Below are 24,452 nucleotides of genomic sequence, written 5' to 3'. Positions count from 1 at the left end.
CAGACCGCCGTCACGCGCTGACGGTTAGAAGCCAGTCAACCGGTGTGCTACCCTGCGCACCGGTTTTTTTGCATTTGGAACCCCGAGCCATGACCACTCCCCTGCCCCCGTTTGACTGGGACATCTTCTGCTGCGTCGTCGACAACTTCGGTGACATCGGCGTCACCTGGCGACTCGCCCGCCAGCTAAAACGGGAGGGGAATATTGCGGCACATGGCGATGAGGTTCAGGTGCGGCTCTGGGTGGACGATCTGGCAAGCTTTGCCCGCATCTGTCCGGGCCTCGACCCGGCGCAGGATGGCCAGTGGGTCGATGGGATCTATATCCAGCACTGGCATGAGACCCTGCCGAGCGACATGACACCGGCCAAGGTGGTGATCGAGGCCTTTGCCTGCGAACTGCCCGCCCCCTTCATTGAACGAATGGCCGAACTGATGGCGAGCCAACCCAAGCCCCCCTGCTGGATCAATCTGGAGTACCTCTCGGCGGAGAGCTGGGTCGAGGATTGCCACGGCCTTGCCTCACCACAGCGAGTTGGCAACCAGAGCCTCAACAAATACTTCTTCTTCCCGGGCTTTACCGCTAAAACCGGCGGCCTTTTGTGCGAGCATGACCTCATCACCGAACGGGAGCAGTGGCAGCAAGATGATGCGGGACTGGCAGCCTACTGGGCCAGCCTCGGTTTGCCGCCCAGACAAGAGAACGAGCTGCGGGTCAGCCTCTTTACCTACGAGAGCGATGCGCTGCAAAGCCTAGTCGAGAGCTGGTGCCGGAGCGCCACGCCCATCACCCTGCTGCTGCCGCTGGGGCGCTCTCTCAACGATGTGCTCACCGGTGCCGGTCTGGCAGATGCCATCACCACCGCACAAGCGGGGGATCTGCTCCACGCGGGCAACCTCACCATCAAGCTGCTGCCGATGACCGATCAGGCCGGTTACGATCGGCTGCTGTGGAGCTGCGATCTCAATCTGGTGCGTGGGGAGGACTCCTTCGTACGGGCCCAGTGGGCGGCTCGTCCTTTCTTCTGGCACATCTACCAGCAGGAAGAAGAGGCCCATCTGGTCAAGCTGGAGCAGTTCCTTGACCACTACTTATCCGATCTACCCGCCGAGTGCGGCCAATGGCTGCGCCGCTTTAATCTGGCTCTCAACTTTGGCGAAGATTGCAGCGAACTTTGGGCCCAATGGCCCCGATATAGCGCCATTTGGCAGCAACATGGGCGAAGCTGGTCACAGAAGTTGCTCCGGGATGGGGATCTCGTCACACGGTTGGTGAAATTTATAGAAAGCCGTATATAATCTGGCAGTTTTTATCCGTCCGTTTCACGAACAGGAATTTTTTACATGAAAACCGCACAGGAAATCCGCGCTGGTAACGTAGTCATGATCGGCACCGAGCCGATGGTGGTTCAGAAGGCTGAATTCAACAAATCCGGCCGTAACTCCGCCGTGGTCAAAATGAAGCTGAAGGGCCTGCTGAACGGCAGCGCTACCGAGACCGTCTTCAAGGCCGACGACAAGCTGGACGTTGTTCAGCTGGAACGTAAAGAGTGCACCTACTCCTACTTCTCCGACCCCCTGTATGTCTTTATGGACACCGAGTACAACCAGTACGACGTAGAGAAAGACAACCTGGGTGACGTGCTGAACTACCTGGTAGACGGCATGGAAGATCTGTGTGAAGTGACTTTCTACAACGAGAAAGCCATCTCCGTAGAACTGCCGACCACCATCGTGCGTGAAGTTGAGTACACCGAGCCGGCTGCTCGTGGTGACACCTCCGGTAAAGTGACCAAGCCTGCCCGTCTGAAAGGCACTACCTACGAGCTGGCTGTTGCCGCTTTCGTAGAGATCGGTGACAAGATCGAAATCGATACCCGCACCGGCGAATTCAAGCGTCGCGTCAACTAATTGACCGCTTTGAATTGATTGCAAAAAAGCGAGCCAACGGCTCGCTTTTTTATTGCCTCCGGGTTGCCATCACACCGCCCGCCTTCAGAAAATCCCGCCGCCGCCGCTAACCCAGATAACCGGGGGAGCACACTATGGCCAGATTATCCTTATCACTGCTGTTATTGACCTTGCTGGCTGGCCATGGGGCAGAGGCGAGTGAGGTTGCGCCCCCCGTTGCCGAACCTATGCCCCTCGACCATTGGCAAGCCAGCGACTGGAAAGGGTTGCCCGATGCTACCCAAATCGACAAGCAGACAGTGCTGTTCGCCAAACACGACAGTGAAAACTATCTGGGGCTCGCCATTTTACTACCCGACTGGCAGCGCAGCGGCCAGCTCTGGCAACTGACTCGCGCCCTTGGTCGACTGGGCTTTGATACCCTGCTGCTGCTCCCCTCCCCCCAGCAGACCGAACTGGACCCAGCCGCCGAGAAAAAAGCGAAAAACAGCGATGCATTTCGCAAGCAGTTTGCCGAGCGGATCAGCAAGCTGGCGGATGCCAAGCTGCAGGAGGGGGGCTTCAAGCTGATCCTGGCGCAAGGTACCGGCGCCGCCTGGACAGCCAACCTCATCGCCAGCGAACAGTTGCCAGCCCCCGACGCGCTGGTGCTGCTCGATGGTTTTTTCCCTAACCAGCAGAGCAACCAGACCCTGGCCAAACAGGTGGCTCAGGCGGCCATCCCCACTCTTGACCTCTATCAGGAGGATGGCGGTCGCTGGCCCCTGCTGGCCGCCGAGGCCCGCAGAAGCGAGAGCCGGCGCAGCAACAAGCTCAACTATCGCCCCTACGCCCTGATGGAGCTGGAGGAGACCCCCACCCGCATTCAGGGCTGGCTCAACCATCTGGGCTGGCTCTAAACCAGCCGCCACCGTGGCGCAATAAAGCGCGCGCCAGCTCACATCTGCCGGATAAAGCCCAACCCTACCACGGCGACGATCTGGCCCTAACTGCATCCTCTTTGGCATCATGGCCTCTCGAACCTGAACAATGGCAGGAAGGCCCATGCAGCAGATTGTGTTTCTCGACAGCGATACCCTGGATGCGGGCATCACCCTGCATCACCCCGACTTCCCCCACCACTGGCAGAGCTATCCAAGTACTACCCCGGAACAGGTGGTGGAACGGCTGAAAGATGCCAGCATCGCTATCATCAACAAGGTACGGATCGGCGCCGCCGAACTGGCCCAACTGCCAGAGCTCAAACTCATCGCCCTGGCCGCCACCGGCAGCGACAACGTGGATCTGGAAGCGTGCCGCGCCGCCAACGTCGGGGTGTGCAATATCCGCAACTACTCGGGCCCCTCGGTGCCGGAGCATGCCATGGCGCTGATGCTGGCCCTGTCGCGCAACCTCTTCTGCTGGCGCCAGTCGCTGCTGGAGGGGCGCTGGCAACAGAGCGGCCAGTTCTGCTTTTTCGACCACAACATCATGGATCTGCACGGCAAGCAGCTTGGCATCATCGGCAAAGGAACGCTCGGTCAGGCGCTCGGCGAGCGGGCCAAAGGGATGGGGATGACAGTGCGCTACGCCCAGAGCCAGGTCGGCGCCAGCCACGACGAGGATCGCTTGCCCCTCGACGAGTTGCTGCAAAGTTCGGACGTGATCAGCCTGCACTGCCCGCTCACCCCCTACACCCGCAACCTGATTGGCGAGCGGGAGCTGGATCTGATGAAACCGGGCGCCCTGCTGATCAACGTCGGCCGCGGTGGGTTGGTGGATGAGGAGGCGCTGCTGCAAGCGCTGGCCAATGGCCGCCTCGGTGGTGCCGGTTTCGATGTGGCGAGCGTCGAACCCCCGCCTCCCGACCACCCCTTGATGAAGGCGCTGCAATACCCTCACTTCATTCTGACCCCTCATGTGGCCTGGGCCAGCGAGGAGTCGATGCAGCGTCTCGCCGATCAGCTGATCGACAACATCAACGCCTTTGCCGCCGGTCGCCGCCAGCACCGGCTGGTGTAACCGCACGAGCGAGTCACCGCAAAATCGAGTGACCACACCATGCAAAACGGGGCCAACAGGCCCCGTTTTGCATCTTTCGCACTCACTGCGCGCACATCAATCGTCGTCATGCCATCTGTGCTTCTTATGCTTTTTGTACTTCTTGTGGTGCTTGTGATGGTGATGATCGTCGTCATCATCGTAATAGCGATCCTGGCTCTTGTGGCCATCGCCCGTCTTGGCACCGATGGCCGAACCGCTCGCCCCGCCGACCCCGGCGCCGATCAGCTGCCCGGTATCACCACCGACACTCTTGCCGATGGCGGCACCGCCCAGCGCCCCCACCGCGCCGCCAAGGGCCGCTTCATTCTTGTTGCCCTTGTTGGCCGTCGCAGCCCCACCAGCAGCACCGCCCAACGCCGCTCCCACCAGCGCACCGGTATCGCCACCCAGCTCCTTGCCGATCATGGTCCCCGCCACCCCGCCTGCACCGCCACCCAAAATGGTATTGAGGGTCTCGGAGGCGTGCACGGTCGTGCTGCCAGCCAGCAAGGCGCCCAGCAGTGCCAGTGCGCGAAGAGCACGCGAATTCATCTCCATGGGTACTCCTGTCAAACCTGATTAATATTCAGCGGCACTATACAAAGTGCCACGGGGTTCGCCAGCCGGCAGAAATGAGGGATGCGACAGTCAATGGCCGCACGGCCACCGCCCAGAATGGAAGAGTAAAATCAAGCAATTGAATTTAAAGATTAAAATCACCAAAAAGCCATAATATTACGGCAGGGTGACCCACAATCGGGTTGTCGTGTCCCGGCACAGACCCACCGCGCTGGGACAAAAGCTGTCAGTCAGCAGCCTCATCCGCCAGATGCCAGCAGTCCCGGCCAGCCTCCTTGCTACGATAAAGGGCTGCATCAGCACGCTCGAAGATGGGGTCGGCAACGGGTGAATGGCAGGCGCCGCCGATACTCAAGGTGACCTGCCCCTTGTGCTCACGCCACTGTTGATGTCGCACCACCTCAAGCAGACAATTGAGCTTCTCCGCCAACTCATCCTGCGGCTGTTGCAGCAGAGCGGCAAACTCATCGCCACCAATCCGGTAAACCGTGCTCACCCCCAGCACATCAGCAAGGCAATTGGCCACCCGACACAGCACCTGATCGCCGAAGGCATGACCCCGACTGTCATTGAGTCCTTTGAAGTGATCAATATCAAACAGCAGCAGCCAGAAGCGCTCCCCCCTCAGCTCCAGCGCGCTCTTGTGCTGCTCGAAGGCTCGCCGGTTCATGATACCGGTCAGAGGGTCCCGCAACAGCGCATCCTGCCCCTTGAGGAAGCTGGCCCTGACCTGATCGATCTCGTTCAGGCTGCGTCGCACAAACCAGGTATTGGCCTTGGTGATGGGGGGAGAACTCTCCAGATTGCGCACGATACCGGTCAGTGAACCCGACACCAGCGCCTGCTCCTGGCGGAAGATCCGCACCAGCAGACTCAGTGTGCAACACCAGATGGCAAACAGGGAGATCAATGGCAAAACCACCATCTGCAGCGCCTCATAGAGGCTGTTGCGAAACAGCACGGGCGGCTGATAGATATTGAGATCCCAGCCAATGTCCGCCAGCTCGCGCTTAAGGAAAGTGCCATGACACAACACATCCAGACCGAGCCACTGCTGGCCCTGATGCTGCTCGATGGGGTGATCTGCCAGCAGATCCATATTGCTGCCCACCACCAGCTGGCCGCTGTCGCGCAAGGTAAGATAAAGTGCAGCCTGATTGCCACCAACCGTCCGCTGTAGCGCCTGCTGCAGCGAGTCGAACGACATGTCGACCATCAGCAGCCCCAGCAGTTGCCCCTGATCGTCCCGCACCCGTTTGATCAGGCTGAGTATCAGTTTATTGGTATTGTATTCAGGATAGGGGCCAAACCAGACGAGCTCGTCGCCCGGCATGGTGGTCACCTGATACCAGGGTCGCAGCGCCGCCTGATAACCGGGGGGCGGTAGCCAGTCCGGGTAGCTGTCGATACGATCCGCGTTCAGGTTGTAAAAGTAGATGTAGTGGTTACCTGGTTTGATCTTGTGCGCAATGGCCCAGATGGGGGAGTCGGCCAGCCCGCCGCGAGCGATCTTCTCCTTGTCGAGCGAAGCCTCCAGCACTGCCAGTTGCCGCTCATTGACCTTCACCATCTCGTGGATCAGGGACGCTTCAACGGAGGATGCCATGTGGCCGAAACCGGATACCGTCATGTCGATATCCCTCAGATAGCTGGCAATAGCCATGATGATCGTCACTATCAGGATCATCAAACCAATCAATGCAGAGAGGGGGACCAGCACATAGTAGCGTTTATTGAGATACGAACGGCTCACATCACATCCGAACCAAGAAAACATACGGGGATTGTGGGAGAGAAAGGAGAGTGAATCATTGATTAATATCACTTTCGCGCCCCTTAAATGACATTTCCAACATTAACGAAACTTCAAGGTTCGCAAACGAATATCAACTGACAGGAAAAACGCTAGTTACCCCGGGTTAACCCCGCTCTGCATCGCGGGTGTTATAGTCTATACCTGATTCGGCAGGCGCTGGACAAACCGTCCATCACCGGCTGCAACGCCAAGCAGAACAAGGAGATGTTATGAGCAGTCCGTTTATCGAACAGATCAAAGCACGTCGTACCATCTATGCCCTGGGCGACCAGGTGTCCCATACACCGGAGCAGCTGACGGCCCTGATCCAGGATGCCATCAGGCACAGCCCCTCCTCCTTCAACTCCCAGAGCTCCCGTGCCGTCATCCTGTTTGGCGCCCAGCATCACAAGCTGTGGGATATCGTCAAAGCCGAGCTGAAAAAGATTGTGCCGCCGGAAGCCTACGCCCAGAGTGAGGCCAAGGTAGATGGCAGCTTTCGCGCAGGCTTTGGTACCGTGCTGTTCTTCGAAGACACCGACGTCATCAAGGATCTGCAGCAAAAATTCGCCCTCTACGCAGACAACTTCCCCATCTGGTCGGAACATGCCACCGGCATCGCCCAGTTTGCGGTCTGGACAACGCTGGCGCAGGAGAAAGTCGGTGCCTCCCTGCAGCACTACAACCCGCTGATCGACGAGGCGGTACGCAAGGAGTGGAACCTGCCCGCCAGCTGGCTGCTGCGTGCCCAGATGCCCTTTGGCAGCATCAAGCAACCGGCCGGCGACAAGACCTTTATCGACGACGCTACCCGTTTCCGTGTTTTCAAATAACCGTTGAGAAAGCAAAACGCCCCCGCATCTCGGGGGCGTTTTTATTGCGGCATACAGTGTTGATGGCGATGGTTCATACCGCAATCTGCGGTCATAACGCGCTCTATCCACCGCTCAGGTGGGCAGCGTCACCAGCAGGGACGCCTCCCCCGACTCCACCTTCACCTCGCACCAGTCGCAGATCACCGCCACCACCGCCGGATTGAGCGGCGCATCGCCCCCTACCTGCACCACGGTGCAACCTGCACGCAGGGCACTCTCGATACCGGCCGGGGCATCCTCGAACACCAAGCAACGAGCGGGCGAGACGCCAAGCCGTTCAGCCCCCAGCAGATAGGGCTCGGGATCGGGTTTGCCATTGACCACCTCTTCGGCCCCCACCAGTACGTGGGGCAGCGGCAAACCGGCACAACTCAGGCGATGGCGGGCAACCCGCTCACTGGCGGAGGTCACGATGGCCCAAAGCTCTGGCGGCAAACAGTGCAGCAACTCGCCAGCCCCAGCGATGGCGTCGCCACCGGTATGTTCCATCTCCAGCTCGTCAAGCCGCGCCGCCTCCCGCTCGACATCCAGTTGCGGGGCCAGCGCCCGGATCACCTCTCGCGAGCGCATACCGTGGCACATAGCCAGTACCGGCTCAGGAGCAAGCTGATGATACTGGCACCAGAGCCGCCACACCTTCTCCACATCGCCGGTCGAGCAGACCAGGGTGCCATCCATATCGAGCAGCAGGGCGGATACCGACAGGGTGATCGTGTTCATGCCAGCACTCATACAGGCACCCCGGCCAGCTCGGGCAGAGAGCCAGAGAGTGCATCGGCAAAGGCCTGCTGCTGGGCGGCACGCTCATAACAGGCGAGTGCCTGCTCGGTACTGCCTGCCCACACTTGCAAGGGGCCGACCACAAAACCCTGTTGCAGCAGGCTGGCGAGCAGCTCCCCCGTCTCCGGGGCCGCCAACGGCTGAGCCAGCACCAGCGTGCCCTTGATCAAAAAAAGATAACGTTGAGTGGACATGATATGGCTCCTTGTTCCGGTTCAGAGGAGGGCGATTCCCCCTTGCCGAGCCATTAGAACAAGGCGATTAGATAATTTATAATCAATAAATCGCCACTTTTGATAACCAATTGGAATGAAATTCGACTTGAGGCAACTGCAGGCGTTTGTGACGCTGGCCGACACCGCCAACTACCGGGAAGCGGCCAGCCGCCTCTTTATCACCCAGCCGGCCCTCACCAAGCAGATCCAGGGGCTGGAACAGACGCTGGGCTGCACCCTGTTCAAACGGGGCCGCCACGGCGCCGAGCTGACAGCGCTCGGTGCCCAGCTGCTCACTCAGGCGAGTGCGCTGGTCGAGCACAGTCGGGAGTTCGAAAGCCATGCGCTGGCGGTGGCGAGCGGGGTAGCCGGTCGGCTCAAGATTGGCTTCGGTCTGTCGAGTTTCGCGCTGGCCCCCTCGCTGGTCGCCCGCTTCAAGCAGCAGGTCACGGACGTGATGGTCCATCTACAGGATATGCCCTCAGCCATCCAGCAGGAGCAGCTGCTCTCCGGCCAGTTGCAGCTGGGCTTTATGCGCAGACCGCAGGTGCCGCAGTTGCAGGAACACAGACTGCTGATCGACCGGCTGGTGCTGGCGGTGCCGACACGGATGACCGAGCCAGACCCGGCCGCATTCGACGTCCAGCAGGCACTGACCAGTCAACCCCTGTTGCAGATGGTGGGCCACCGCTGCCCTGGGCTCAGCCAGCAGATCGCCGGTTTTCTCGGCGCCAATCGGCTGACCGGCATGGTCCAGGAGGCCGAAGATATCCAGACGCTGGTGGCGTTGGTTGCGGCGGGCATCGGCAACGCCATCCTGCCACGCAGCGTCAGCTTTATCGCAGGGCCCGATGTCACCCTCTATCCGCTCTCTGGCCCCAGCTCCGAGTGGGAGGTCAGCATGGTATGGAATCCGGACTTTGCCGACCCCATCCGGGATCACTTCGTCAGGCAGGTGATCGCCAGCCATCCCTTGCCGGTGTCAGCCACGCCCGAGCGCTGAAACCAACGCTCGCTGGTGGCTAACACCGTAACCAGCCAAAAAACAGTGCGCCCCCATCAAGGGGGCGCATGCAGGACAAAAGCGGCAATGCGGCTCAACAGCTGGCGCAGTGACTACGGTTTTTACCCGCCCCCTTGGCGCAATAAAGCGCCGCATCGGCCGCGGCCAGCAACGCCCCTTCCCCCTCCAGCAGTTGCTCTGCCGTGTAGGTGGCAATGCCAATGCTGGCGCTAAGCTGAATATTATTTGCCACCACGATATCGAGATCGTTGATGGCCTGGCGGATCTCCTCTCCAATCCGCTGGGCCGCATCTCGATCGGTATTGCCGAGGATCAGGGCAAACTCGTCACCACCAAAACGGCAGGGCAGATCCGCCGGACGCTGGCAGAAGGATTGCAGAAGATGGCCCACCAACTGGAGGGAGCCATCCCCCATCTGATGACCAAGATGGTCATTGCACGCCTTGAAGTTATCCAGATCCAGCATGATGAGGGAGAGCGGGGTATGTTCACGCATGCTGCGCCGCCACTCGTTATGCAAAAAGCTGTTGAACAGCCGCCGATTGGCCAGTCCGGTCAAGGGATCATGTTGGGAGAGGCTGGCAACTTCCAGCTCCAGCAGCTTGCGCTCGGTGATATTGATATGGGCGATGGAAAAATACTCGGCGTCAAGCCCGGGTACCGGCGCGACTCGCATCATAAACCAGCGCTGGGTGTCGGGGCTGTGGCAGGGGTATTCCAGATAGAACTTCTCCTGCTGATGACGGATAACCCGAAGGATCCCCTCCACGGCAGCCAATCCAGAGGGCTCGGATTCAGCGTCACAAGCCCCCATGTAATTGACCCCAATCCAGTTATATCCCTTTGGCATACCGTTTTGCTCGGCAAACAGATCCCAGGCGAGATTGGTGTAATGGATCACGCCATCCCGATCTATCACCGATATCTGGTCTTCCAGCGAATCCAGCAGTGCAGCCAGATGATGGGCTCGCTCGGCGAAGTGACTCTGCCGCGTCTGTATATCATCCGCCATGGTGGCCATCCTGTGGCAAAAGTGGCATACCGCCATCTATTAACAATTAAGTCATCAGATAGAGTAAAGCACCCCATTCCCACTTAGCCAACTGAGACCAAATTTCACCATCGAACACCATCCGGCAAGGTTTCAGGCCAGCTGGGACACCTTGATGATCTCGGCGATGCGACCCAGCATCCGCAGTGAGGTGTGATGCTCGGTGGCATCTGCGGCGGCGCAGGCATCCTCCAGAATGGTGATGGCGTAGTCGCGATCGTGACCATCCCGCGCTGCCGCCTGAATGGCCCAGCTGGTGCTCACCCCGCACAGATAGAGGTGGTCGATGTGATTGGCCCGCAGCGCAGGCTCCAGCGCCGTGCCATAGAAAGGGCTGACCCTGGGCTTGGTCAGCACCAGATCGCCGGGCTGTACATCGAGGTCGGCGTGAAAGTCGGTGCCGCTGTCAGCCAAGGAGAGCGCCCCCAACTGGTGAGCGCGACCAAACATGGGAGACCCCTTGGGCTGCAGCTGATAGCCGCCGTCAAAGCCCACCTTGATCAGCACCACCAGCCAGCAGTGGGCGCGGGCATGGGCCAGCGCCTGATTGGCATGCGCGATGGCATCCTGCTCCAGCACATGGGCAGCCGAGGCGGCAATGCGCCCATCGGGATGGGCAATATCGTTGATAAAATCGATCACCAGCAGTGCCTTGTTCATCACCTTTGCTCCTTCGCGCATTCAGCCCGTGTTATCTGGTTCCTACCTGTCAAACCAGCCCCAGTGCATAGCGCAGCGCCATCTCCTTGAGCGGGCCCGCCTTGTCCGCCAGATTGAGGGCCAGATTGCGGGCCAGCTTGAGGGGGCCAATCTCGTTGCTGAACACCCCGTAGAAGAGATCCATCCCCGACTGCATCAGCAGGTTGTCAGGACGACGGCGCAGCTCGTAACGCTCGGCCAACGCCAGCTGATGCCAGTCGGCGCCAGCTCCTTGCAGCAGATCAGCCCAGCAGGCCACATCCTTGAAGCCGAGGTTGACCCCCTGCCCCGCCAGCGGGTTGATGGTGTGGGCAGCATCGCCAAGCAGCACCACCCGACCGACGTGATAGTTGTTGGCGTGGCGACGCACCAGCGGGAAACTCCCCTTGCCAGTGACGGTAAATCCGCCGAGCCGACTCGGGAAGTGGCGGCGCACTTCGGCGGCAAGCCCTTCGTTGCTCATGGCCGCCAGCGCGCGGATACGGGCCGGGTTGTCATACCACACCAGGGAGCCGTGCTGGCCGGGCAGCGGCAGGAAGGCGCGCGGGCCGCTCGGGGTGAACTGCTGCCAGGTGATATCTTCCTGCGCAAAGTCGGTGTCGATATTGATCAGCATGCAGTGCTGGCGGTACTCGAAGCGCGATACGCCGATACCCGCCAGCTTGCGGGTGTGGGATTCGGCACCGTCGCAGGCCAGCACCCAGCGCGCGGCCAGTTCAGTGCCGTCATCCAGAGTCAGCACAGCTTCATCTGCACTCTGGCGCAGGCTGGTCACCGCCGCCGGGGTGTGGGTCTGGATGGTGGGAAAATCCTCCATCCGCTTGAGCAGGGCGAGCTGTACCAACCGGTTTTCGATGATGTAGCCAAGCTGGGGCAGACCGAGATCGGCGGAATTGAAGCGGGTGGCAAAACCGTCCAGCTCCCAGGTCTCCAGTCGGCGGTAGGGGCAGAGCCGCATCTGCTGCAGATGGTGCCAAGCACCGGCCTGCTCCAGCAGCGCCACCGAGGCCTGACTGATGGCGGAGACCCGCAGATCCAGCGGCTGATCCGGCGCGTAATGCTCCGGCAGTTGGGTCTCGATGACCCGCACCGAGAGGCCCTGAGCCGCCAGCAGACAGGCGGTGGCGGCGCCCACCATGCCGGCGCCGACGATGGCGATATCACACTGTTCCATACATTTATTCCTGAAAGGGTGCGTCCGGCGACAACGCCCGGACGTGAACCGGATGGCTGCATGATAGCGCAAGGGCGGCTGATAAACAGTGAGACAAACGGGGAATTGCTGCGTCAAATCAAGGAGAAAGCTTATTGAGCTTGCTGGCAACAGGTATCGGGTGAGCACCATTGCCAGCTGGATATTAGCTAGGCAGTATCCAGATTGCGGAGTAAAATGCGCGGTCCTTTGACCATGCCGATTTCAAAACAAGTCAAGAGAAGCAATGAGCAAGAAACTTCACATTAAAACCTGGGGTTGCCAGATGAACGAGTATGACTCGTCCAAAATGGCCGACCTGTTGGATGCCAGCAATGGCTACACGCTTACCGAAGAGCCCGAAGAGGCAGATGTCTTGCTGCTCAATACCTGCTCCATCCGCGAAAAAGCGCAGGAGAAGGTGTTCCACCAGCTGGGACGCTGGAAAAAGCTCAAGGCCAAAAAGCCCGGTCTGGTGATCGGCGTGGGTGGCTGCGTTGCCTCTCAGGAGGGCGATGCGATTCGCCAGCGCGCTCCCTATGTGGATATCGTGTTCGGCCCGCAGACCCTGCATCGCCTGCCCACCATGATCAAGGAAGTGCAAGAGGGCCGTGGTGCCCAGGTTGATATCGCCTTCCCCGAGATCGAAAAATTCGACAGCCTGCCCGAACCGCGCGCCGAAGGGGCTACCGCGTTCGTCTCCATCATGGAAGGCTGCTCCAAATACTGTACTTACTGCGTGGTGCCCTACACCCGCGGTGAAGAGGTGAGCCGACCGCTGGACGACGTGCTTTACGAAATCGCCCAGCTCGCCCAGCAGGGCGTGCGCGAAGTGAACCTGCTCGGCCAGAACGTCAATGCCTACCGCGGTCCGACCTTTGATGGCGGCATCTGCACCTTCGCCGAGTTGCTGCGTCTGGTGGCCGCCATCGACGGTATCGATCGCATTCGCTACACCACCAGCCACCCGATCGAATTCACCGACGACATCATCGAAGTCTACAAAGATACCCCGGAAGTGGTCAGCTTCCTGCACCTGCCGGTGCAGAGCGGCTCCGACCGTATTCTGACCATGATGAAGCGCCCGCACACCATCCTGGAGTACAAATCCAAGATCCGTCGCCTGCGTGCCGCCCGTCCCGACATCACCATCAGCTCCGACTTCATCGTTGGCTTCCCGAACGAGACGGACGAAGACTTTGAAGCGACCATGAAGTTGATCGAGGATGTGGGTTTCGACATGAGCTTCAGCTTCATCTTCAGCCCGCGCCCGGGCACCCCGGCCGCCGACATGCCCGACGATGTCGACATGGAAGTGAAAAAAGCCCGTCTGGCCCGCCTGCAGCACGTCATCAACAACCAGGCGATGCAGATTGGCCGTGCCATGCTGGGCACCACCCAGCGCATCCTGGTGGAAGGGCCCTCCAAGCTCGACCCGATGCAGCTGTGTGGCCGCACCGAGAACAACCGGGTGGTCAACTTTGAAGGCCAGCACACCCTGATCGGCGGCTTTGCCGACGTGGAGATCACCGAGGTGCGTCCCAACTCCCTGCGCGGCAAGTTCATCCGCGGCGAGAGCGAGATGAACCTGCGGATCGCCACCGCCCCGAGCGAAATCCTGGCCCGTCGCCCGGATAACGTACCGGACGAACTCGGAGTAGCCGCGTTTACCCCCGCCCAGAGCGAAATCCCGGTTAAATCCAACCGCCCGGATAACGTACCGGACGAGCTGGGCGTGGCCGCTTTCACACCCCATTAATCCCCTCCTCCCCATTCGCCCGGCGGATGGGGAGCGCCTTGAGACGAGGATATTTTGAGCCGACACATCTCGACCCTGAATCTGCATCTGGAGCCCGCCGACAACCAGCGCCTTGCCAGCCTGTGCGGCCCCTTCGATGACAACATCAAGCAGCTGGAGCGCCGCCTCGGCGTCGAGATCAGCTACCGTGACAGCCACTTCCAGCTGGTGGGCAAACCGGCCCAACTGGATGCCGCCGCCGTCATCATCAAGCACCTCTATGTGGAAACCCAGCCCCTCAAGGGTGGCAAGGTAACCGACATCACTCCCGACATGGTTCATCTGGCCATTCTGGAGTCGCGGGTGCTGGAGCAGGATGACGAACCGGCCCCCTCCATCCCCTATGGCAAGGAGGTAACGGTCAAGACCAAGCGCGGTCTCATCAAGCCACGTAGCCCCAATCAGGCCCAGTACATCGCCAATATCGTGCGCCACGACATCTGCTTCGGCATTGGCCCGGCCGGTACCGGCAAGACCTATCTGGCGGTGGCGGCTGCGGTGGATGCACTGGAGCGTCAGGAGATCCGCCGCATTCTGCTGACCCGTCCTGCGGTGGAAGCGGGCGAGAAGCTCGGCTTCCTGCCCGGCGATCTCTCCCAGAAGGTCGACCCTTACCTGCGCCCGCTCTACGACGCCCTGTTCGAGATGCTTGGCTTTGAGCGGGTCGAGAAGCTGATGGAGCGCAACATCATCGAGGTGGCGCCGCTTGCCTATATGCGCGGTCGTACTCTCAACGATGCCTTCATCATTCTCGATGAGGCCCAGAACACCACCACCGAACAGATGAAGATGTTCCTGACCCGGATCGGCTTCAACTCCAAGGCAGTGGTGACCGGCGATATCACCCAGATCGACCTGCCGCGCAACGCCAAGTCCGGCCTGCGCCATGCGCTGGAAGTGCTGCAGGACGTTGATGGTCTGTCGTTCAACTTCTTCCAGTCTACCGACGTGGTGCGCCACCCGGTGGTGGCCCGCATCGTGCAGGCCTATGAGGCATTCGACGCCAAGCAGGCAGCCGAGAAGGTTGCCGGCCAAGCAAACACCAGCAAAGAGAGCGAGCAATGAGCGTAACCCTGGATCTGCAGCTGGCCAGTGCCAGCACCGACGGCCTGCCAAGCGAGGCCCAGCTGCAGGGCTGGCTCGACGGCACCATTCTCGGCTTCCAGCAGGAGGCCGAAGTGACGGTGCGCATCGTCGACGAGGCGGAGAGCAACGAACTCAACCTCACCTATCGCGGCAAGGACAAGCCCACCAACGTGCTCTCCTTCCCGTTCGAGGCGCCACCCGGTCTGGAGCTGCCGCTGCTCGGCGATCTGGTGATCTGCCGTCAGGTGGTAGAGCGCGAGGCCGAGGAGCAGGGCAAGCCCCTGATGGCCCACTGGGCCCACATGGTTGTGCACGGCAGTCTGCATCTGCTAGGTTATGACCATATCGAGGATGAGGAAGCCGAAGAGATGGAAGCGCTTGAGCGCGACATCATGCAGGAGCTCGGTTTTGCCGATCCTTATCTGAACGACGAAGAGTAAAGAACCGGATGGTCATCGTCTTGAAACAGCAGATGGCCATCCTTATATAACCCGAACTATTTCAAGTGTGTTCATACGAGTAACCAAGAGAGAAAATGACCGACGATCACCCTAGTACCGGCTCGCCGAAGAAAACCTGGCTCGACAAACTCAGCCAACTCTTCCAGGGCGAGCCAAAAGACCGCAATGATTTGGTAGACGTGATAGCCGATGCCGAAGAGCGCGACCTCATCGATCAGGACACCAAGGACATGATCGAGGGGGTGCTGGAGATCGCCGATCTTCGCGTGCGCGATATCATGATCCCCCGCTCCCAGATGGTGACCATCGAGAAGTCCCAACCGGTGGATGCAATCCTGCCGGTGATCATCGAGTCCGGCCACTCCCGCTTCCCGGTGATCAACGAGGACAAGGATCATGTGGAGGGCATTCTGCTCGCCAAGGATCTGCTCCCCTTCGGGTTTGGCGGCCATCACGCCAGCGAGCCGCTGCAGCTCGAGAAAATCTTGCGCCCCACGGTGATCGTGCCGGAAAGCAAACGGGTTGACCGTCTGCTCAAGGAGTTCCGTGAAGAGCGCTACCACATGGCCATCGTGGTCGACGAATTTGGTGGCGTCTCCGGTCTGGTGACAATCGAAGACATACTGGAACTGATCGTTGGCGAGATCGACGACGAGTTTGACGACATCGAGGATGAACCGGACGAAATCCGCCGCCTCAGCAAGCGGGTCTTCTCCATCAGTGCCCTGACCGAGATCGAGGATTTCAACGACTTCTTCGGCACCAAATTCAGCGATGAAGAGGTGGACACGGTGGGTGGTCTGGTGATGCACGCATTCAGCCACCTGCCAAAGAAGGGCGAGGAGATCGAGCTGGACGGCTACCTGTTCAAGGTGATGCATGCCGACCGGCGCCGTCTGCAGCAACTGCAGGTGAAGATCCCCGAGCACCACGCGGCGGCGCAATCCGAGCCGCAATAAGCAGATCCGCTCGATGTGTGAAACAACGCCCCGACCTCGGGGCGTTGTGCTCTCTGCCACCGGCATCGAGGCTCGCCGTTGCCCCGCTTACAGGTTAAGATACCGGCCATTCGACCCCAGTTGCACACCAAGACGAGCACCATCGCCCGTGAGATTATCCCCTGTTACTTCCAAAATTCTGTTAAGCCTCAGTGCATTGGCCTCTGGTGCCATCGCCGTGCTGGCCTTCTCCCCCTTCGGCTACTGGCCGCTGGTGATCCCCTCCCTGCTTGGCCTCTACGCCCTGCTGGACAAAGCCACGCCGAAACAGGCCGCCTGGCGCGGTTTTGGCTACGCCATGGGACTCTTTTTACCGGGGCTATGGTGGATCCATGTCAGCATGACCGAGTTTGGCGACATCCCGCTGCCGGTCGCCTTTGTGCTGCTGGCCGGGCTCTCCGCCTATCTGGCCCTCTACCCGACGCTCGCCTGCTGGGTCTTTGCCCGCTTCTTTGGCGGCCGTCACTGGAGCCGCTGGCTGCTCGCCTTCCCGGCCCTCTGGTTGGTCGCTGACTGGCTGCGCGGCTGGGTGATGACCGGCTTCCCCTGGCTCTGGTTTGGTTACAGCCAGATCGACGGCCCGCTCAAGGGATTTGCTCCCATTCTCGGGGTACAGGGCATCACCCTAGCACTGCTATTCTCCGCCTCCGCCATTTGGCTGGTGTGGAAATCCCGCTCGCCACTGTGGCTGGCGGTGCCCGCCCTGCTGGTGGCCGGTGCCCACGGTCTGATGCAGCTCAACTGGGTGACCCGTGGCGAGCCGGTCAAGGTGGCACTGGTGCAGGGCAATATTGCCCAGTCCCTCAAGTGGGATCCGGAGGCGCTGGCCCCCACGGTGCGCACCTATCAGGACTTGAGCCGCGAGAATCAGGATGCCGACATCATCATCTGGCCGGAGTCGGCGATCCCGGCCATCGAGAAGGCGATGGGCCCCTATCTGGAGAATCTGGACAAGGCGATGAAGGTGAACGATACCGGCCTGCTGGCGGGGATCATTCACTACGACGAGCAGCAACAGCGCTTCTACAATACCGTGCTCGGCATGGGGGTGCAGGATGTTGATGGCAAGGAGTCCTACTACTACAACCACCCCAACCGCTACAACAAGTACCACCTGCTGCCCATCGGCGAGTTCGTGCCATTTGAAGATCTGTTGCGCCCCATCGCCCCCTTCTTCAACCTGCCGATGTCCTCCTTCAGCCGGGGTGACGAAGTGCAGCCCAACCTGATCGCCAAGGGGCTCAAGTTTGCCGCCGCCATCTGCTACGAGATCATCTTCCCGGAGGAGGTACGCCGCAACGTCAATGCCGATACCGACTTTCTGCTGACAGTCTCCAACGACGCCTGGTTCGGCACCAGCATCGGCCCCTGGCAACATATGGAGATCGCCCGGATGCGCGCGCTGGAGCTGGCTCGTCCGCTGCTGCGGGACACCAACACCGGCATCACTATCGTCACCGAGATCGACGGCAGCATCATCGGCCAGATCCCGCAGTTTGAAGCGGGCGTGCGCGCAGCGAGGTGCGTCCCGCCCACGGCGAGACCCCCTACATGCGCTTTGGTAGCTGGCCCCTCTACGGCCTGACCGTGCTGCTGCTGGGTCTGGCGCTGGCGCTGCGCCCCAAGGCTCACCCCTGGGCCCGCGAGCTGTAATGGCCATCCGCAATCCCCGATAAACAACGAGGCGCCCGCAAGCGCCTCATTTTTTTACGACAACTTATCACGCATCTTTTTGCAGGCAGCAGATCACATAGCCGTAACTGCCCAGATATTGGCGGTGGATGGCTACTTCCCGGCTCAAGTCCTGCCAGGCAGCACTCTCCCCCAGCTCGTCTCGATAGCGCACCAGATTGACCTCGATAGGGTCCAGATAGTTGTTCCAGGCGCTCATCGGCAACGGAGTGTGTGACAGGCAGCGGTAGCCTGCCGCTTGTACCGTCTCAAGCAGGCCCGCCAGCGTCTGCATGGCGGGATAATCCTGCTGCCAGAATGCCAATGCCTCCTCGGGCGGGTTATCGGTCAGCCAGACCGCATCACTCAGCACGATGCAAGCCTGCGGGCTCGCGAGCAGCGGACGCCACGCCTTCAGCGCATTGGCAACCCCCATCACGTAAGCGCTCCCCTCTGCCCAGATGAGGTCGGCCGGGGCCAGATCGTCCGGCAGTGCCGCCATGTTGGCGCAGAAGGTGGAGACATGCTCAAAGCCCGCTGCACGGGCGGAGTGCGCCACGGCGGCCAGTGCATCCTCTTCCAGATCGATGGCCACAATGTCGGCATCGGTCACCTGAGCCAGCGCCATGGTCGAGGCACCGCGCCCGCAGCCCATGTCGAGGATCCGGCCCGGCCGGATGGGCAAGGCGGCAAATTGCTGCTGGGTGAAGGCGCGATCCCCCGGCCCCCAGTAACTCATGCCATCCAGCAACTGGATAAAGTCCTTGATGTAACGCTCATGTTCATTCATGTCTTTGCTCAACCATTGCAAGTGGTAGCGATCTTTCTCGCTAAAACCCTGTTTCATCACCCACGCGAAGTAGGCCTCCGGTGCCTCGCGCTGCAGTTGCAGCTGCCAGGCCTTGAATTCCTCACCGGAGCGCGGGCGCAGCCCTGCCAGATCCGCCAACAGATCCCGGGCGCGCTGCATCCGCGCCAGCTCCTCATCCAGCTCCCTGACCCGGGCCTGCAATGCCGCTTGATCTATCTCGCCAGCCAGACAGGCGAGGCACTGCTTGAGGCTGAGACCACCCGCCTGCAGGGCCTGCACCATTTGCAGTCGCTGCAGATCCCCCTCGTCATAGTGGCGATAGCCGTTGGCGGCCCGGGTACCGGCAATCACCCCCAGCTTCTCGTAATAGAGCAGGGTGGAGCGGGCGAGGCCGCAGCGGCGGGCCAGTTCGGATATTTTCATGGCAATCACTCAGAGTGCGGGCCCTCAGGTGACCCGATAGAGATGAGCTTAAACTGTGAAGCTATAGACGGGTCAACGCCCTTTTCCAGAGATCTACCAACAAAAACGGCCACCCGAGGGTGGCCGTTGTCAGCGATAGGGCTGCGATGTTCTTGACTCAGAGGCCGGCTGCTTCCAGATGCTCCACCAGCAGCTGCACGCTGCGGTTGCCGCGCCACTCGTTGACGTCAAGCCGGTAGACAAGCCGCACCCGCTTCACCGAGGCATCGGGCCAGCGCTTGAGATCGACGCCAAAGGCGATGGCATCCACCGCGTGACCGGAATCGGTTGTCAGCATCATCTTGAGGTGCTTCTCCCCCACCAGCCGCTGCTGCACCAGCACGAACTCGCCATCAAACAGCGGCTCGGGGAAGGCCTGACCCCAGGGGCCGGAGGCGCGAATAAGCTCCGCCAGCTCGAGGTTGAGCTCATCCGACAACAACTCGCCATCGGTGAGCAACACCCCGGTCAAAAGCTCCGGTGTCACCAGCTCACTGATGACCGCCTCAAAGGCCCGACCGAACGCCTCGATGTTGGCCTTGGGCAGGGTCAACCCCGCGGCCATGGCGTGGCCGCCAAACTTGCCCATCAGGCCCGGGTGGCGGGTATCGAGCAGTTCCAGCGCATCGCGCAAGTGCACGCCAGGGATGGAGCGGCCGGAGCCCTTGAGCTCGGTCTCGCTGCTCTCGGCAAACGCGATGACCGGGCGGTAGTATTTCTCCTTCACCTTGGAGGCCACCAGCCCCACCACCCCCTGATGCCACTCATTGCGGTGCAGCACTATGCCCGACGGCACCTCGCCATCGCGAAAACGGATCTGCTCCAGGGTGGCGAGGGCCTCCTGCTGCATCCCCTGCTCGATCTCCTTGCGCTCCTGATTGAGGCTGTCCATCTCGGCCGCAAGCTGGCGCGCCAGATTGAGATCATCGCAGAGCAGACAGGCGACCCCGAGGGACATGTCATCGAGACGGCCCACCGCATTGAGGCGTGGCCCCAGTGCAAAACCGAGGTCGGCGGCGGTGAGGCGACGACCATCGCGGCCCGACACATCCACCAGCGCCTGAATGCCGGGGCGACAGCGCCCGGCCCGGATCCGCTGCAAGCCCTGATGGACCAGAATGCGGTTGTTGCCATCGAGCGCCACCACGTCGGCGACCGTGCCGAGGGCCACCAGGTCGAGGTAATCCGCCACATTGGGGGCGCGTAACCCTTGCCGTTCGTACCAGCCGAGCTGACGCAGATGGGTATTGAGGGCCGCCATCAGGTAGAAGGCCACCCCCACCCCGGCCAGCGATTTGGAGGGGAAATCGCAACCGCGCTGGTTCGGGTTGACGATGGCATCGGCGTCGGGCAGCTCCTGACCCGGCAAATGGTGATCGGTAACCAGTACCTGCATGCCCGCCGCCTTGGCTGCCGCCACCCCAGCGATGCTGGAGATACCGTTATCCACCGTGATCAGAAACTCGGCGCCACGGGCCACAGCCAGCTCGACAATTTCGGGGGTAAGGCCGTAGCCAAACTCGAAGCGGTTGGGCACCAGAAAATCGATGTGGCGACCCCCCATGGCGCGCAGGGCCAGCACACACAGCGCCGAACTGGTGGCACCATCGCAGTCGAAGTCGCCGACGATAAGGATCCGTTTCTGGGCGGTCAGGGCCTCCGCCAGCAGCGGCACCGCCTGTTCCATGCCATAAAGGCGCTGGGGCGGCAACAGCTGGCTGGCGCTGCGCTCCAGCAGGGCGGGATCCTCTACGCCACGGCTGGCGAAGATTTGGCGAAGCAGGGGATGCAGGGTGGCAGGCAGATGGGAATCATCAACTCGCGGACGACGACGGATTTGCAGGGACATCAATATGATCCAGTATCTTGAGCAGTTGTTCGGGGCTCTGATACCCGCGCACCAGATCCCCGTCAGAGGAGACCCAGGCCGGCAGTACCTTGACCCCCAACCATTGGCTCAGGCCAATATTTTGGATAAGGGTCTCACTACATGCCGTTTGAGGCAAATAGGCTTTTAACGGATCATTTTGCAGCAGGGGATCGCTGCACCAGTCGGCGGCCCGTTCGGCGTGATCAATCACCGGATAGAGTGCCACGCTCACCCCGGATGCCTGCAGGTGTTGCAAGGTGCCGGAGAGCTGACGACGTTTGGCGTCCTGCTCGCCGAGAAACAGAGCGACCCGGTGACGCTCATCCCTGGCCTTGAGCACGATGGGGGCATGGGCCACCTGTGCCAAGCCAAGTCGGCGCTGCTCGCGCATACCCGAGATGGTCAGGTTCTTCATGTCGCGGGTCATATCCAGCATGACCCCCTGCACCACATAATCCCCTTTGGCATCGCTGTAGAGCACCCCCTGTGAGGTGCCCAGCATATACAACCCCGCGATCGGGGTCGGTTCAACCAGATAGACGGGAACCCCCAGCCGGGCCGTGATGGTCTGTTTCAAGGCTTGGGTATCCATCCCCGCTCTGGCAGCAAATGTGCACAAAAGCATCATTCCCAGTAGTAAATACTTCACTTGTTTACTCACGTGGTATGAATGAATCGACCCAGCAAACTACAGCAGCACAGCTCATCATTCAACCAGCTACTTACCAAAAAATTAATATCACTTTGTACCAAAAAAATGGCTCCCCCCGATTGCCAAGGACTCATAACGCCCGCAAGCTAGTCAGGACGACAGGAACAACGCGGCTTAGCCTCTGTTTTTCCTGACAAGAGTTCGCCCTTTGGCAAGGGTAATCAACACGCTATCTTGTTTAATTTCGGAGGAAATAATGAGTCTGATTCAAGAGTTCAAAGCCTTTGCCGCCCGCGGCAACGTCATCGACATGGCGGTCGGTATCATCATTGGTGCCGCCTTCGGCAAAATTGTTTCCTCTTTTGTCGGTGACGTGATCATGCCGCCCATCGGCCTGATCCTGGGCGGCGTGGACTTCAGCGACCTGGCGGTCACCCTGAAGGCCGCAGAAGGTGCAACACCCGCCGTAGTTATCGCCTATGGCAAGTTCATCCAGACCATCATCGACTTTCTGATCATCTCTTTTGCCATCTTCATGGGACTGAAGGCCATCAACACCCTGAAGAAAAAGCAGGAAGAGGAAGCCGCCGCCCCGGCAGGCCCGACCAAGGATCAGGAGCTGCTGACCGAGATCCGTGATCTGCTGAAATCCCAGCAAGGGAAATAAGCGCCATCTCCTGTCGTGTAGAGATAAAAAAACCGCCTGCTGGCGGTTTTTTGTTTTTGGGAGGCCAGCCACTCAGGCTCTGGGGTGATGCTCCCCGTGCAGCGCCTTGAGTCGCTCGTTGGCCACATGGGTGTAGATCTGGGTGGTGGAAAGATCCGCGTGACCCAGCAGCATCTGCACAACCCGCAGGTCTGCGCCGTGGTTGAGCAGATGGGTGGCAAAGGCGTGGCGCAAGGTATGGGGGGATAGCTCGCCGTTAATCCCGGCCCGCTGCGCGTAAAGCTTGATGCGGTGCCAGAAGGTCTGGCGGGTCATCATACGGGCCTGCTTGGAGGGAAACACCACATCCGAGCTGGTGCCCCCCAGCAGCAGGGTGCGGGCCTCCCGGTAGTAACGCTCCAGCCAGTGCATCGCCTCCTCGCCCATCGGCACCAGCCGCTCCTTGTTGCCCTTGCCTACCACCCGCACCAGCCCCTGACGCAGGCTGACATGCTCGGCGGTGAGCCCCACCAGCTCGGAGACCCGCAGCCCGGTGGCGTAGAGCAGCTCCAGCATCGCCTTGTCCCGCAGCTCCAGCGGGTCATCCACCAGCGGCGCACTCAGCAGGGCATCCACTTCCGCTTCGCTTAAATCGGAGGGGAGTTTTTTCGGCAGCTTGGGCCCCTCCAGCAGCACGGTCGGATCATCGCTGCGCAGCTTCTCGCGGTTGAGATACTGGTAAAAACGGCGCAGCGCCGACAGGAAGCGGGCGGTGCTGCTCGCCGCAAACTGGTGATCGACCCGCCAGGCGAGGTAGTGCTGGATCTCGTCCATCCCCGCCAGCAGCAGCGAGCTACCCTGCTCGTCGAGCCAGAGGGAGAACTTCTCCAGATCGCTGCGATAGGAGCTGACCGTGTTGTCAGACAATCCCCGCTCCAGCCAGAGGGCGTCGAGGAAGGGTTCAATCAGGGGATGGAGGTCGGGCTTGCTCATGGTGCGCTGCAATCAGGGGATCGATGGCCCATTGTAACGCGCCAACTCCTTGGAAAGACAAGGCACTTTCATTGGAAAGATAAGGCACGTTTGCCAGGCCTCTTGCCGGGCGGTGAAGGTCGAATGGCAATCTGCTAGACTGGCCCCCTCCCCTTACGTTACCCATCGTGTTGCCCACATGGCGTCGTCCACACGAGCAAGCGAGAAAGCGCCCAAAGAGAGAAGAGCGATGAAGATTGGTCTGTTTTACGGTTCCACCACCTGTTACACCGAGATGGCTGCCGAGAAGATCCGCGCCCTCATCGGCCCCGAGCTGGTGGATATTCACAATATCAAGGATGTCTCCCTGCGCCGGATGGAGGATTACGAGATCCTGATCCTCGGTATCTCCACCTGGGATTTTGGCGAACTGCAGGAGGACTGGGAGTCCCGCTGGGAAGATATCGCCGACCTCCACCTGGAGGGACGCATCTTGGCCCTGTTTGGCCTCGGCGATCAGCTCGGTTATGGCGAATGGTTCCAGGACGCCCTCGGCATGCTGCACGATCAGCTGGTGCCAAAAGGGGTCAAGCTGGTGGGTTACTGGCCCAACGAAGGGTACGAATTCGATGCCTCCAAGGCACTGATCGACGATGGCCGTCACTTCGTCGGGCTGGCCCTCGATGATGCCAACCAATATGACCAGACCGATCCGCGCATCGAGCAGTGGGTCGAGCAGATCCTGAGCGAAATCCACGCCCTGCTCTGATCTTTCCCACGTTTTGGCAAAACGACCCTGAGCGCCTGGCCCTTGCCGCCGGGCGCAGTTATCGCACCGAGTTTCTCAATCGGTATCATCGCATGACGCTATAGCGACTTTTTT

Annotated in this window: 22 protein-coding genes and 2 pseudogenes; 13 read left to right on the top strand and 11 right to left on the bottom strand. The window is 60.4% G+C overall.

The window, feature by feature from the left end; all coding sequences use genetic code 11:
• Nucleotides 1-89 precede the first annotated feature (89 nt).
• The 4 genes from earP (at nt 90) to ACTG19_RS18150 (ending at nt 3,911) form a co-directional block, all read left to right on the top strand.
• Nucleotides 90-1,298 carry an elongation factor P maturation arginine rhamnosyltransferase EarP gene (gene earP, locus ACTG19_RS18165; RefSeq protein ID WP_439989374.1) on the top strand — a complete coding sequence of 403 codons (1,209 nt, stop codon included), beginning with the start codon at nt 90-92 and terminating at the stop codon, nt 1,296-1,298.
• Between the two features lie 45 nt (nt 1,299-1,343).
• Nucleotides 1,344-1,910, top strand: a complete 567-nt coding sequence (efp, locus tag ACTG19_RS18160; protein ID WP_005335100.1) for an elongation factor P — start codon at nt 1,344-1,346, stop codon at nt 1,908-1,910.
• A gap of 134 nt (nt 1,911-2,044) precedes the next feature.
• Nucleotides 2,045-2,809, top strand: coding sequence for a DUF3530 family protein (locus tag ACTG19_RS18155; RefSeq protein WP_139398849.1), 765 nt, complete (start codon nt 2,045-2,047; stop codon nt 2,807-2,809).
• A gap of 145 nt (nt 2,810-2,954) precedes the next feature.
• Nucleotides 2,955-3,911: a D-2-hydroxyacid dehydrogenase gene (locus tag ACTG19_RS18150; RefSeq protein ID WP_005362328.1), complete on the top strand. Its 957-nt coding sequence runs from the start codon at nt 2,955-2,957 to the stop codon at nt 3,909-3,911.
• Nucleotides 3,912-4,007: 96 nt separating this feature from the next.
• On the opposite strand, the gene ACTG19_RS18145 is transcribed toward ACTG19_RS18150, so the two are convergent.
• Together ACTG19_RS18145 and ACTG19_RS18140 are read right to left on the bottom strand one after the other, a co-directional pair.
• Complete coding sequence (locus tag ACTG19_RS18145) at nt 4,008-4,490, bottom strand: YMGG-like glycine zipper-containing protein (RefSeq protein WP_005354064.1); 483 nt, start codon at nt 4,488-4,490, stop codon at nt 4,008-4,010.
• Between the two features lie 247 nt (nt 4,491-4,737).
• Complete coding sequence (locus ACTG19_RS18140; protein ID WP_439989373.1) at nt 4,738-6,288, bottom strand: diguanylate cyclase domain-containing protein; 1,551 nt, start codon at nt 6,286-6,288, stop codon at nt 4,738-4,740.
• 248 nt (nt 6,289-6,536) lie between these two features.
• On the opposite strand from ACTG19_RS18140, the gene ACTG19_RS18135 reads away from it, so the two are divergent.
• Nucleotides 6,537-7,139: a nitroreductase family protein gene (locus ACTG19_RS18135; protein WP_005348028.1), complete on the top strand. Its 603-nt coding sequence runs from the start codon at nt 6,537-6,539 to the stop codon at nt 7,137-7,139.
• A gap of 114 nt (nt 7,140-7,253) precedes the next feature.
• On the opposite strand, the gene ACTG19_RS18130 is transcribed toward ACTG19_RS18135, so the two are convergent.
• Together ACTG19_RS18130 and ACTG19_RS18125 are read right to left on the bottom strand one after the other, a co-directional pair.
• Entirely contained in the window at nt 7,254-7,901 is a 648-nt protein-coding gene (locus ACTG19_RS18130) for an HAD-IA family hydrolase (protein WP_439989372.1), read from the bottom strand.
• 8 nt (nt 7,902-7,909) lie between these two features.
• Nucleotides 7,910-8,155, bottom strand: a complete 246-nt coding sequence (locus ACTG19_RS18125; protein WP_064340815.1) for a hypothetical protein — start codon at nt 8,153-8,155, stop codon at nt 7,910-7,912.
• A gap of 115 nt (nt 8,156-8,270) precedes the next feature.
• Here ACTG19_RS18125 and ACTG19_RS18120 point away from each other — a divergent pair, with 115 nt between their 5' ends.
• Entirely contained in the window at nt 8,271-9,179 is a 909-nt protein-coding gene (locus tag ACTG19_RS18120; protein WP_439989371.1) for a LysR family transcriptional regulator, read from the top strand.
• Between the two features lie 94 nt (nt 9,180-9,273).
• Here the strand turns inward: ACTG19_RS18120 and ACTG19_RS18115 are convergent, their stop codons facing one another.
• The 3 genes from ACTG19_RS18115 to ACTG19_RS18105 form a co-directional block, all read right to left on the bottom strand.
• On the bottom strand, nt 9,274-10,212 hold the full coding sequence (locus ACTG19_RS18115) for a sensor domain-containing diguanylate cyclase (RefSeq protein WP_005335125.1): 939 nt from the start codon (nt 10,210-10,212) through the stop codon (nt 9,274-9,276).
• A gap of 132 nt (nt 10,213-10,344) precedes the next feature.
• Entirely contained in the window at nt 10,345-10,911 is a 567-nt protein-coding gene (locus ACTG19_RS18110) for a cysteine hydrolase family protein (RefSeq protein ID WP_439989370.1), read from the bottom strand.
• Between the two features lie 49 nt (nt 10,912-10,960).
• Nucleotides 10,961-12,124, bottom strand: a complete 1,164-nt coding sequence (locus ACTG19_RS18105; protein WP_439989369.1) for an FAD-dependent oxidoreductase — start codon at nt 12,122-12,124, stop codon at nt 10,961-10,963.
• 265 nt (nt 12,125-12,389) lie between these two features.
• Here ACTG19_RS18105 and miaB point away from each other — a divergent pair.
• The 5 genes and pseudogenes from miaB to lnt form a co-directional block, all read left to right on the top strand.
• Nucleotides 12,390-13,817, top strand: a pseudogene (miaB, locus tag ACTG19_RS18100) (tRNA (N6-isopentenyl adenosine(37)-C2)-methylthiotransferase MiaB); the annotation flags it as partial.
• A 138-nt stretch (nt 13,818-13,955) separates the two neighbouring features.
• Nucleotides 13,956-15,005, top strand: a complete 1,050-nt coding sequence (locus ACTG19_RS18095) for a PhoH family protein (RefSeq protein ID WP_236380140.1) — start codon at nt 13,956-13,958, stop codon at nt 15,003-15,005.
• The gene (gene ybeY, locus ACTG19_RS18090; protein ID WP_236380149.1) at nt 15,002-15,466 is read left to right on the top strand and encodes an rRNA maturation RNase YbeY; all 465 of its coding nucleotides are present in this window, start codon (nt 15,002-15,004) and stop codon (nt 15,464-15,466) included. Before ACTG19_RS18095 ends, ybeY begins: the two co-directional genes overlap by 4 nt.
• 95 nt (nt 15,467-15,561) lie before the next feature.
• On the top strand, nt 15,562-16,446 hold the full coding sequence (gene corC / locus ACTG19_RS18085; RefSeq protein ID WP_005354092.1) for a CNNM family magnesium/cobalt transport protein CorC: 885 nt from the start codon (nt 15,562-15,564) through the stop codon (nt 16,444-16,446).
• A gap of 148 nt (nt 16,447-16,594) precedes the next feature.
• Nucleotides 16,595-18,138 (top strand): annotated as a pseudogene (gene lnt / locus ACTG19_RS18080) (apolipoprotein N-acyltransferase).
• 67 nt (nt 18,139-18,205) lie between these two features.
• On the opposite strand, the gene ACTG19_RS18075 reads toward lnt, so the two are convergent.
• The 3 genes from ACTG19_RS18075 to ACTG19_RS18065 all read right to left on the bottom strand — a co-directional run bounded on the left by ACTG19_RS18075 (nt 18,206) and on the right by ACTG19_RS18065 (nt 21,891).
• Nucleotides 18,206-19,390 carry a MerR family transcriptional regulator gene (locus ACTG19_RS18075; protein WP_439989368.1) on the bottom strand — a complete coding sequence of 395 codons (1,185 nt, stop codon included), beginning with the start codon at nt 19,388-19,390 and terminating at the stop codon, nt 18,206-18,208.
• 157 nt (nt 19,391-19,547) lie between these two features.
• Nucleotides 19,548-21,278 (bottom strand): single-stranded-DNA-specific exonuclease RecJ, encoded by a 1,731-nt coding sequence (recJ, locus tag ACTG19_RS18070; protein ID WP_439989367.1) that lies wholly within the window; start codon nt 21,276-21,278, stop codon nt 19,548-19,550.
• A complete protein-coding gene (locus ACTG19_RS18065; RefSeq protein WP_005335146.1) occupies nt 21,244-21,891 on the bottom strand; it encodes a disulfide isomerase DsbC N-terminal domain-containing protein in 648 nt (215 codons plus the stop codon). Before ACTG19_RS18065 ends, recJ begins: the two co-directional genes overlap by 35 nt.
• 316 nt (nt 21,892-22,207) lie before the next feature.
• Between ACTG19_RS18065 and mscL the strand changes: the two genes are divergently transcribed.
• Nucleotides 22,208-22,618, top strand: a complete 411-nt coding sequence (gene mscL, locus ACTG19_RS18060; RefSeq protein ID WP_047438040.1) for a large-conductance mechanosensitive channel protein MscL — start codon at nt 22,208-22,210, stop codon at nt 22,616-22,618.
• Between the two features lie 72 nt (nt 22,619-22,690).
• On the opposite strand, the gene xerD is transcribed toward mscL, so the two are convergent.
• Nucleotides 22,691-23,590, bottom strand: a complete 900-nt coding sequence (gene xerD / locus ACTG19_RS18055; protein WP_108542164.1) for a site-specific tyrosine recombinase XerD — start codon at nt 23,588-23,590, stop codon at nt 22,691-22,693.
• Between the two features lie 229 nt (nt 23,591-23,819).
• Here xerD and fldB point away from each other — a divergent pair, with 229 nt between their 5' ends.
• Nucleotides 23,820-24,338, top strand: coding sequence for a flavodoxin FldB (gene fldB / locus ACTG19_RS18050; RefSeq protein ID WP_179902374.1), 519 nt, complete (start codon nt 23,820-23,822; stop codon nt 24,336-24,338).
• Nucleotides 24,339-24,452: the final 114 nt, after the last annotated feature.

Origin of the sequence: Aeromonas sp. 3P (assembly GCF_051919745.1) — a bacterium.
GTDB classification, from domain to species: Bacteria; Pseudomonadota; Gammaproteobacteria; order Enterobacterales; family Aeromonadaceae; genus Aeromonas; species Aeromonas veronii.
Note: the sequence above shows the minus strand (reverse complement) of the source record. Positions and strands in the feature narration are given on the sequence as shown.

What these genes read in the sequence shown, in the direction of transcription:
- ACTG19_RS18115 (WP_005335125.1), bottom strand. Translation starts at nt 10,212, where the DNA reads ATGGCGGATGATATACAGACGCGGCAGAGTCACTTCGCCGAGCGAGCC.
- ACTG19_RS18145 (WP_005354064.1), bottom strand. Translation starts at nt 4,490, where the DNA reads ATGGAGATGAATTCGCGTGCTCTTCGCGCACTGGCACTGCTGGGCGCC.
- ACTG19_RS18120 (WP_439989371.1), top strand. Translation starts at nt 8,271, where the DNA reads ATGAAATTCGACTTGAGGCAACTGCAGGCGTTTGTGACGCTGGCCGAC.
- ACTG19_RS18075 (WP_439989368.1), bottom strand. Translation starts at nt 19,390, where the DNA reads ATGAAAATATCCGAACTGGCCCGCCGCTGCGGCCTCGCCCGCTCCACC.
- ACTG19_RS18065 (WP_005335146.1), bottom strand. Translation starts at nt 21,891, where the DNA reads ATGGATACCCAAGCCTTGAAACAGACCATCACGGCCCGGCTGGGGGTT.
- mscL (WP_047438040.1), top strand. Translation starts at nt 22,208, where the DNA reads ATGAGTCTGATTCAAGAGTTCAAAGCCTTTGCCGCCCGCGGCAACGTC.
- recJ (WP_439989367.1), bottom strand. Translation starts at nt 21,278, where the DNA reads ATGTCCCTGCAAATCCGTCGTCGTCCGCGAGTTGATGATTCCCATCTG.
- xerD (WP_108542164.1), bottom strand. Translation starts at nt 23,590, where the DNA reads ATGAGCAAGCCCGACCTCCATCCCCTGATTGAACCCTTCCTCGACGCC.
- corC (WP_005354092.1), top strand. Translation starts at nt 15,562, where the DNA reads ATGACCGACGATCACCCTAGTACCGGCTCGCCGAAGAAAACCTGGCTC.
- ACTG19_RS18140 (WP_439989373.1), bottom strand. Translation starts at nt 6,288, where the DNA reads ATGTTTTCTTGGTTCGGATGTGATGTGAGCCGTTCGTATCTCAATAAA.
- ACTG19_RS18130 (WP_439989372.1), bottom strand. Translation starts at nt 7,901, where the DNA reads ATGAACACGATCACCCTGTCGGTATCCGCCCTGCTGCTCGATATGGAT.
- ACTG19_RS18150 (WP_005362328.1), top strand. Translation starts at nt 2,955, where the DNA reads ATGCAGCAGATTGTGTTTCTCGACAGCGATACCCTGGATGCGGGCATC.
- ACTG19_RS18105 (WP_439989369.1), bottom strand. Translation starts at nt 12,124, where the DNA reads ATGGAACAGTGTGATATCGCCATCGTCGGCGCCGGCATGGTGGGCGCC.
- earP (WP_439989374.1), top strand. Translation starts at nt 90, where the DNA reads ATGACCACTCCCCTGCCCCCGTTTGACTGGGACATCTTCTGCTGCGTC.
- ACTG19_RS18155 (WP_139398849.1), top strand. Translation starts at nt 2,045, where the DNA reads ATGGCCAGATTATCCTTATCACTGCTGTTATTGACCTTGCTGGCTGGC.
- ybeY (WP_236380149.1), top strand. Translation starts at nt 15,002, where the DNA reads ATGAGCGTAACCCTGGATCTGCAGCTGGCCAGTGCCAGCACCGACGGC.
- ACTG19_RS18110 (WP_439989370.1), bottom strand. Translation starts at nt 10,911, where the DNA reads ATGAACAAGGCACTGCTGGTGATCGATTTTATCAACGATATTGCCCAT.
- ACTG19_RS18135 (WP_005348028.1), top strand. Translation starts at nt 6,537, where the DNA reads ATGAGCAGTCCGTTTATCGAACAGATCAAAGCACGTCGTACCATCTAT.
- efp (WP_005335100.1), top strand. Translation starts at nt 1,344, where the DNA reads ATGAAAACCGCACAGGAAATCCGCGCTGGTAACGTAGTCATGATCGGC.
- ACTG19_RS18125 (WP_064340815.1), bottom strand. Translation starts at nt 8,155, where the DNA reads ATGTCCACTCAACGTTATCTTTTTTTGATCAAGGGCACGCTGGTGCTG.
- fldB (WP_179902374.1), top strand. Translation starts at nt 23,820, where the DNA reads ATGAAGATTGGTCTGTTTTACGGTTCCACCACCTGTTACACCGAGATG.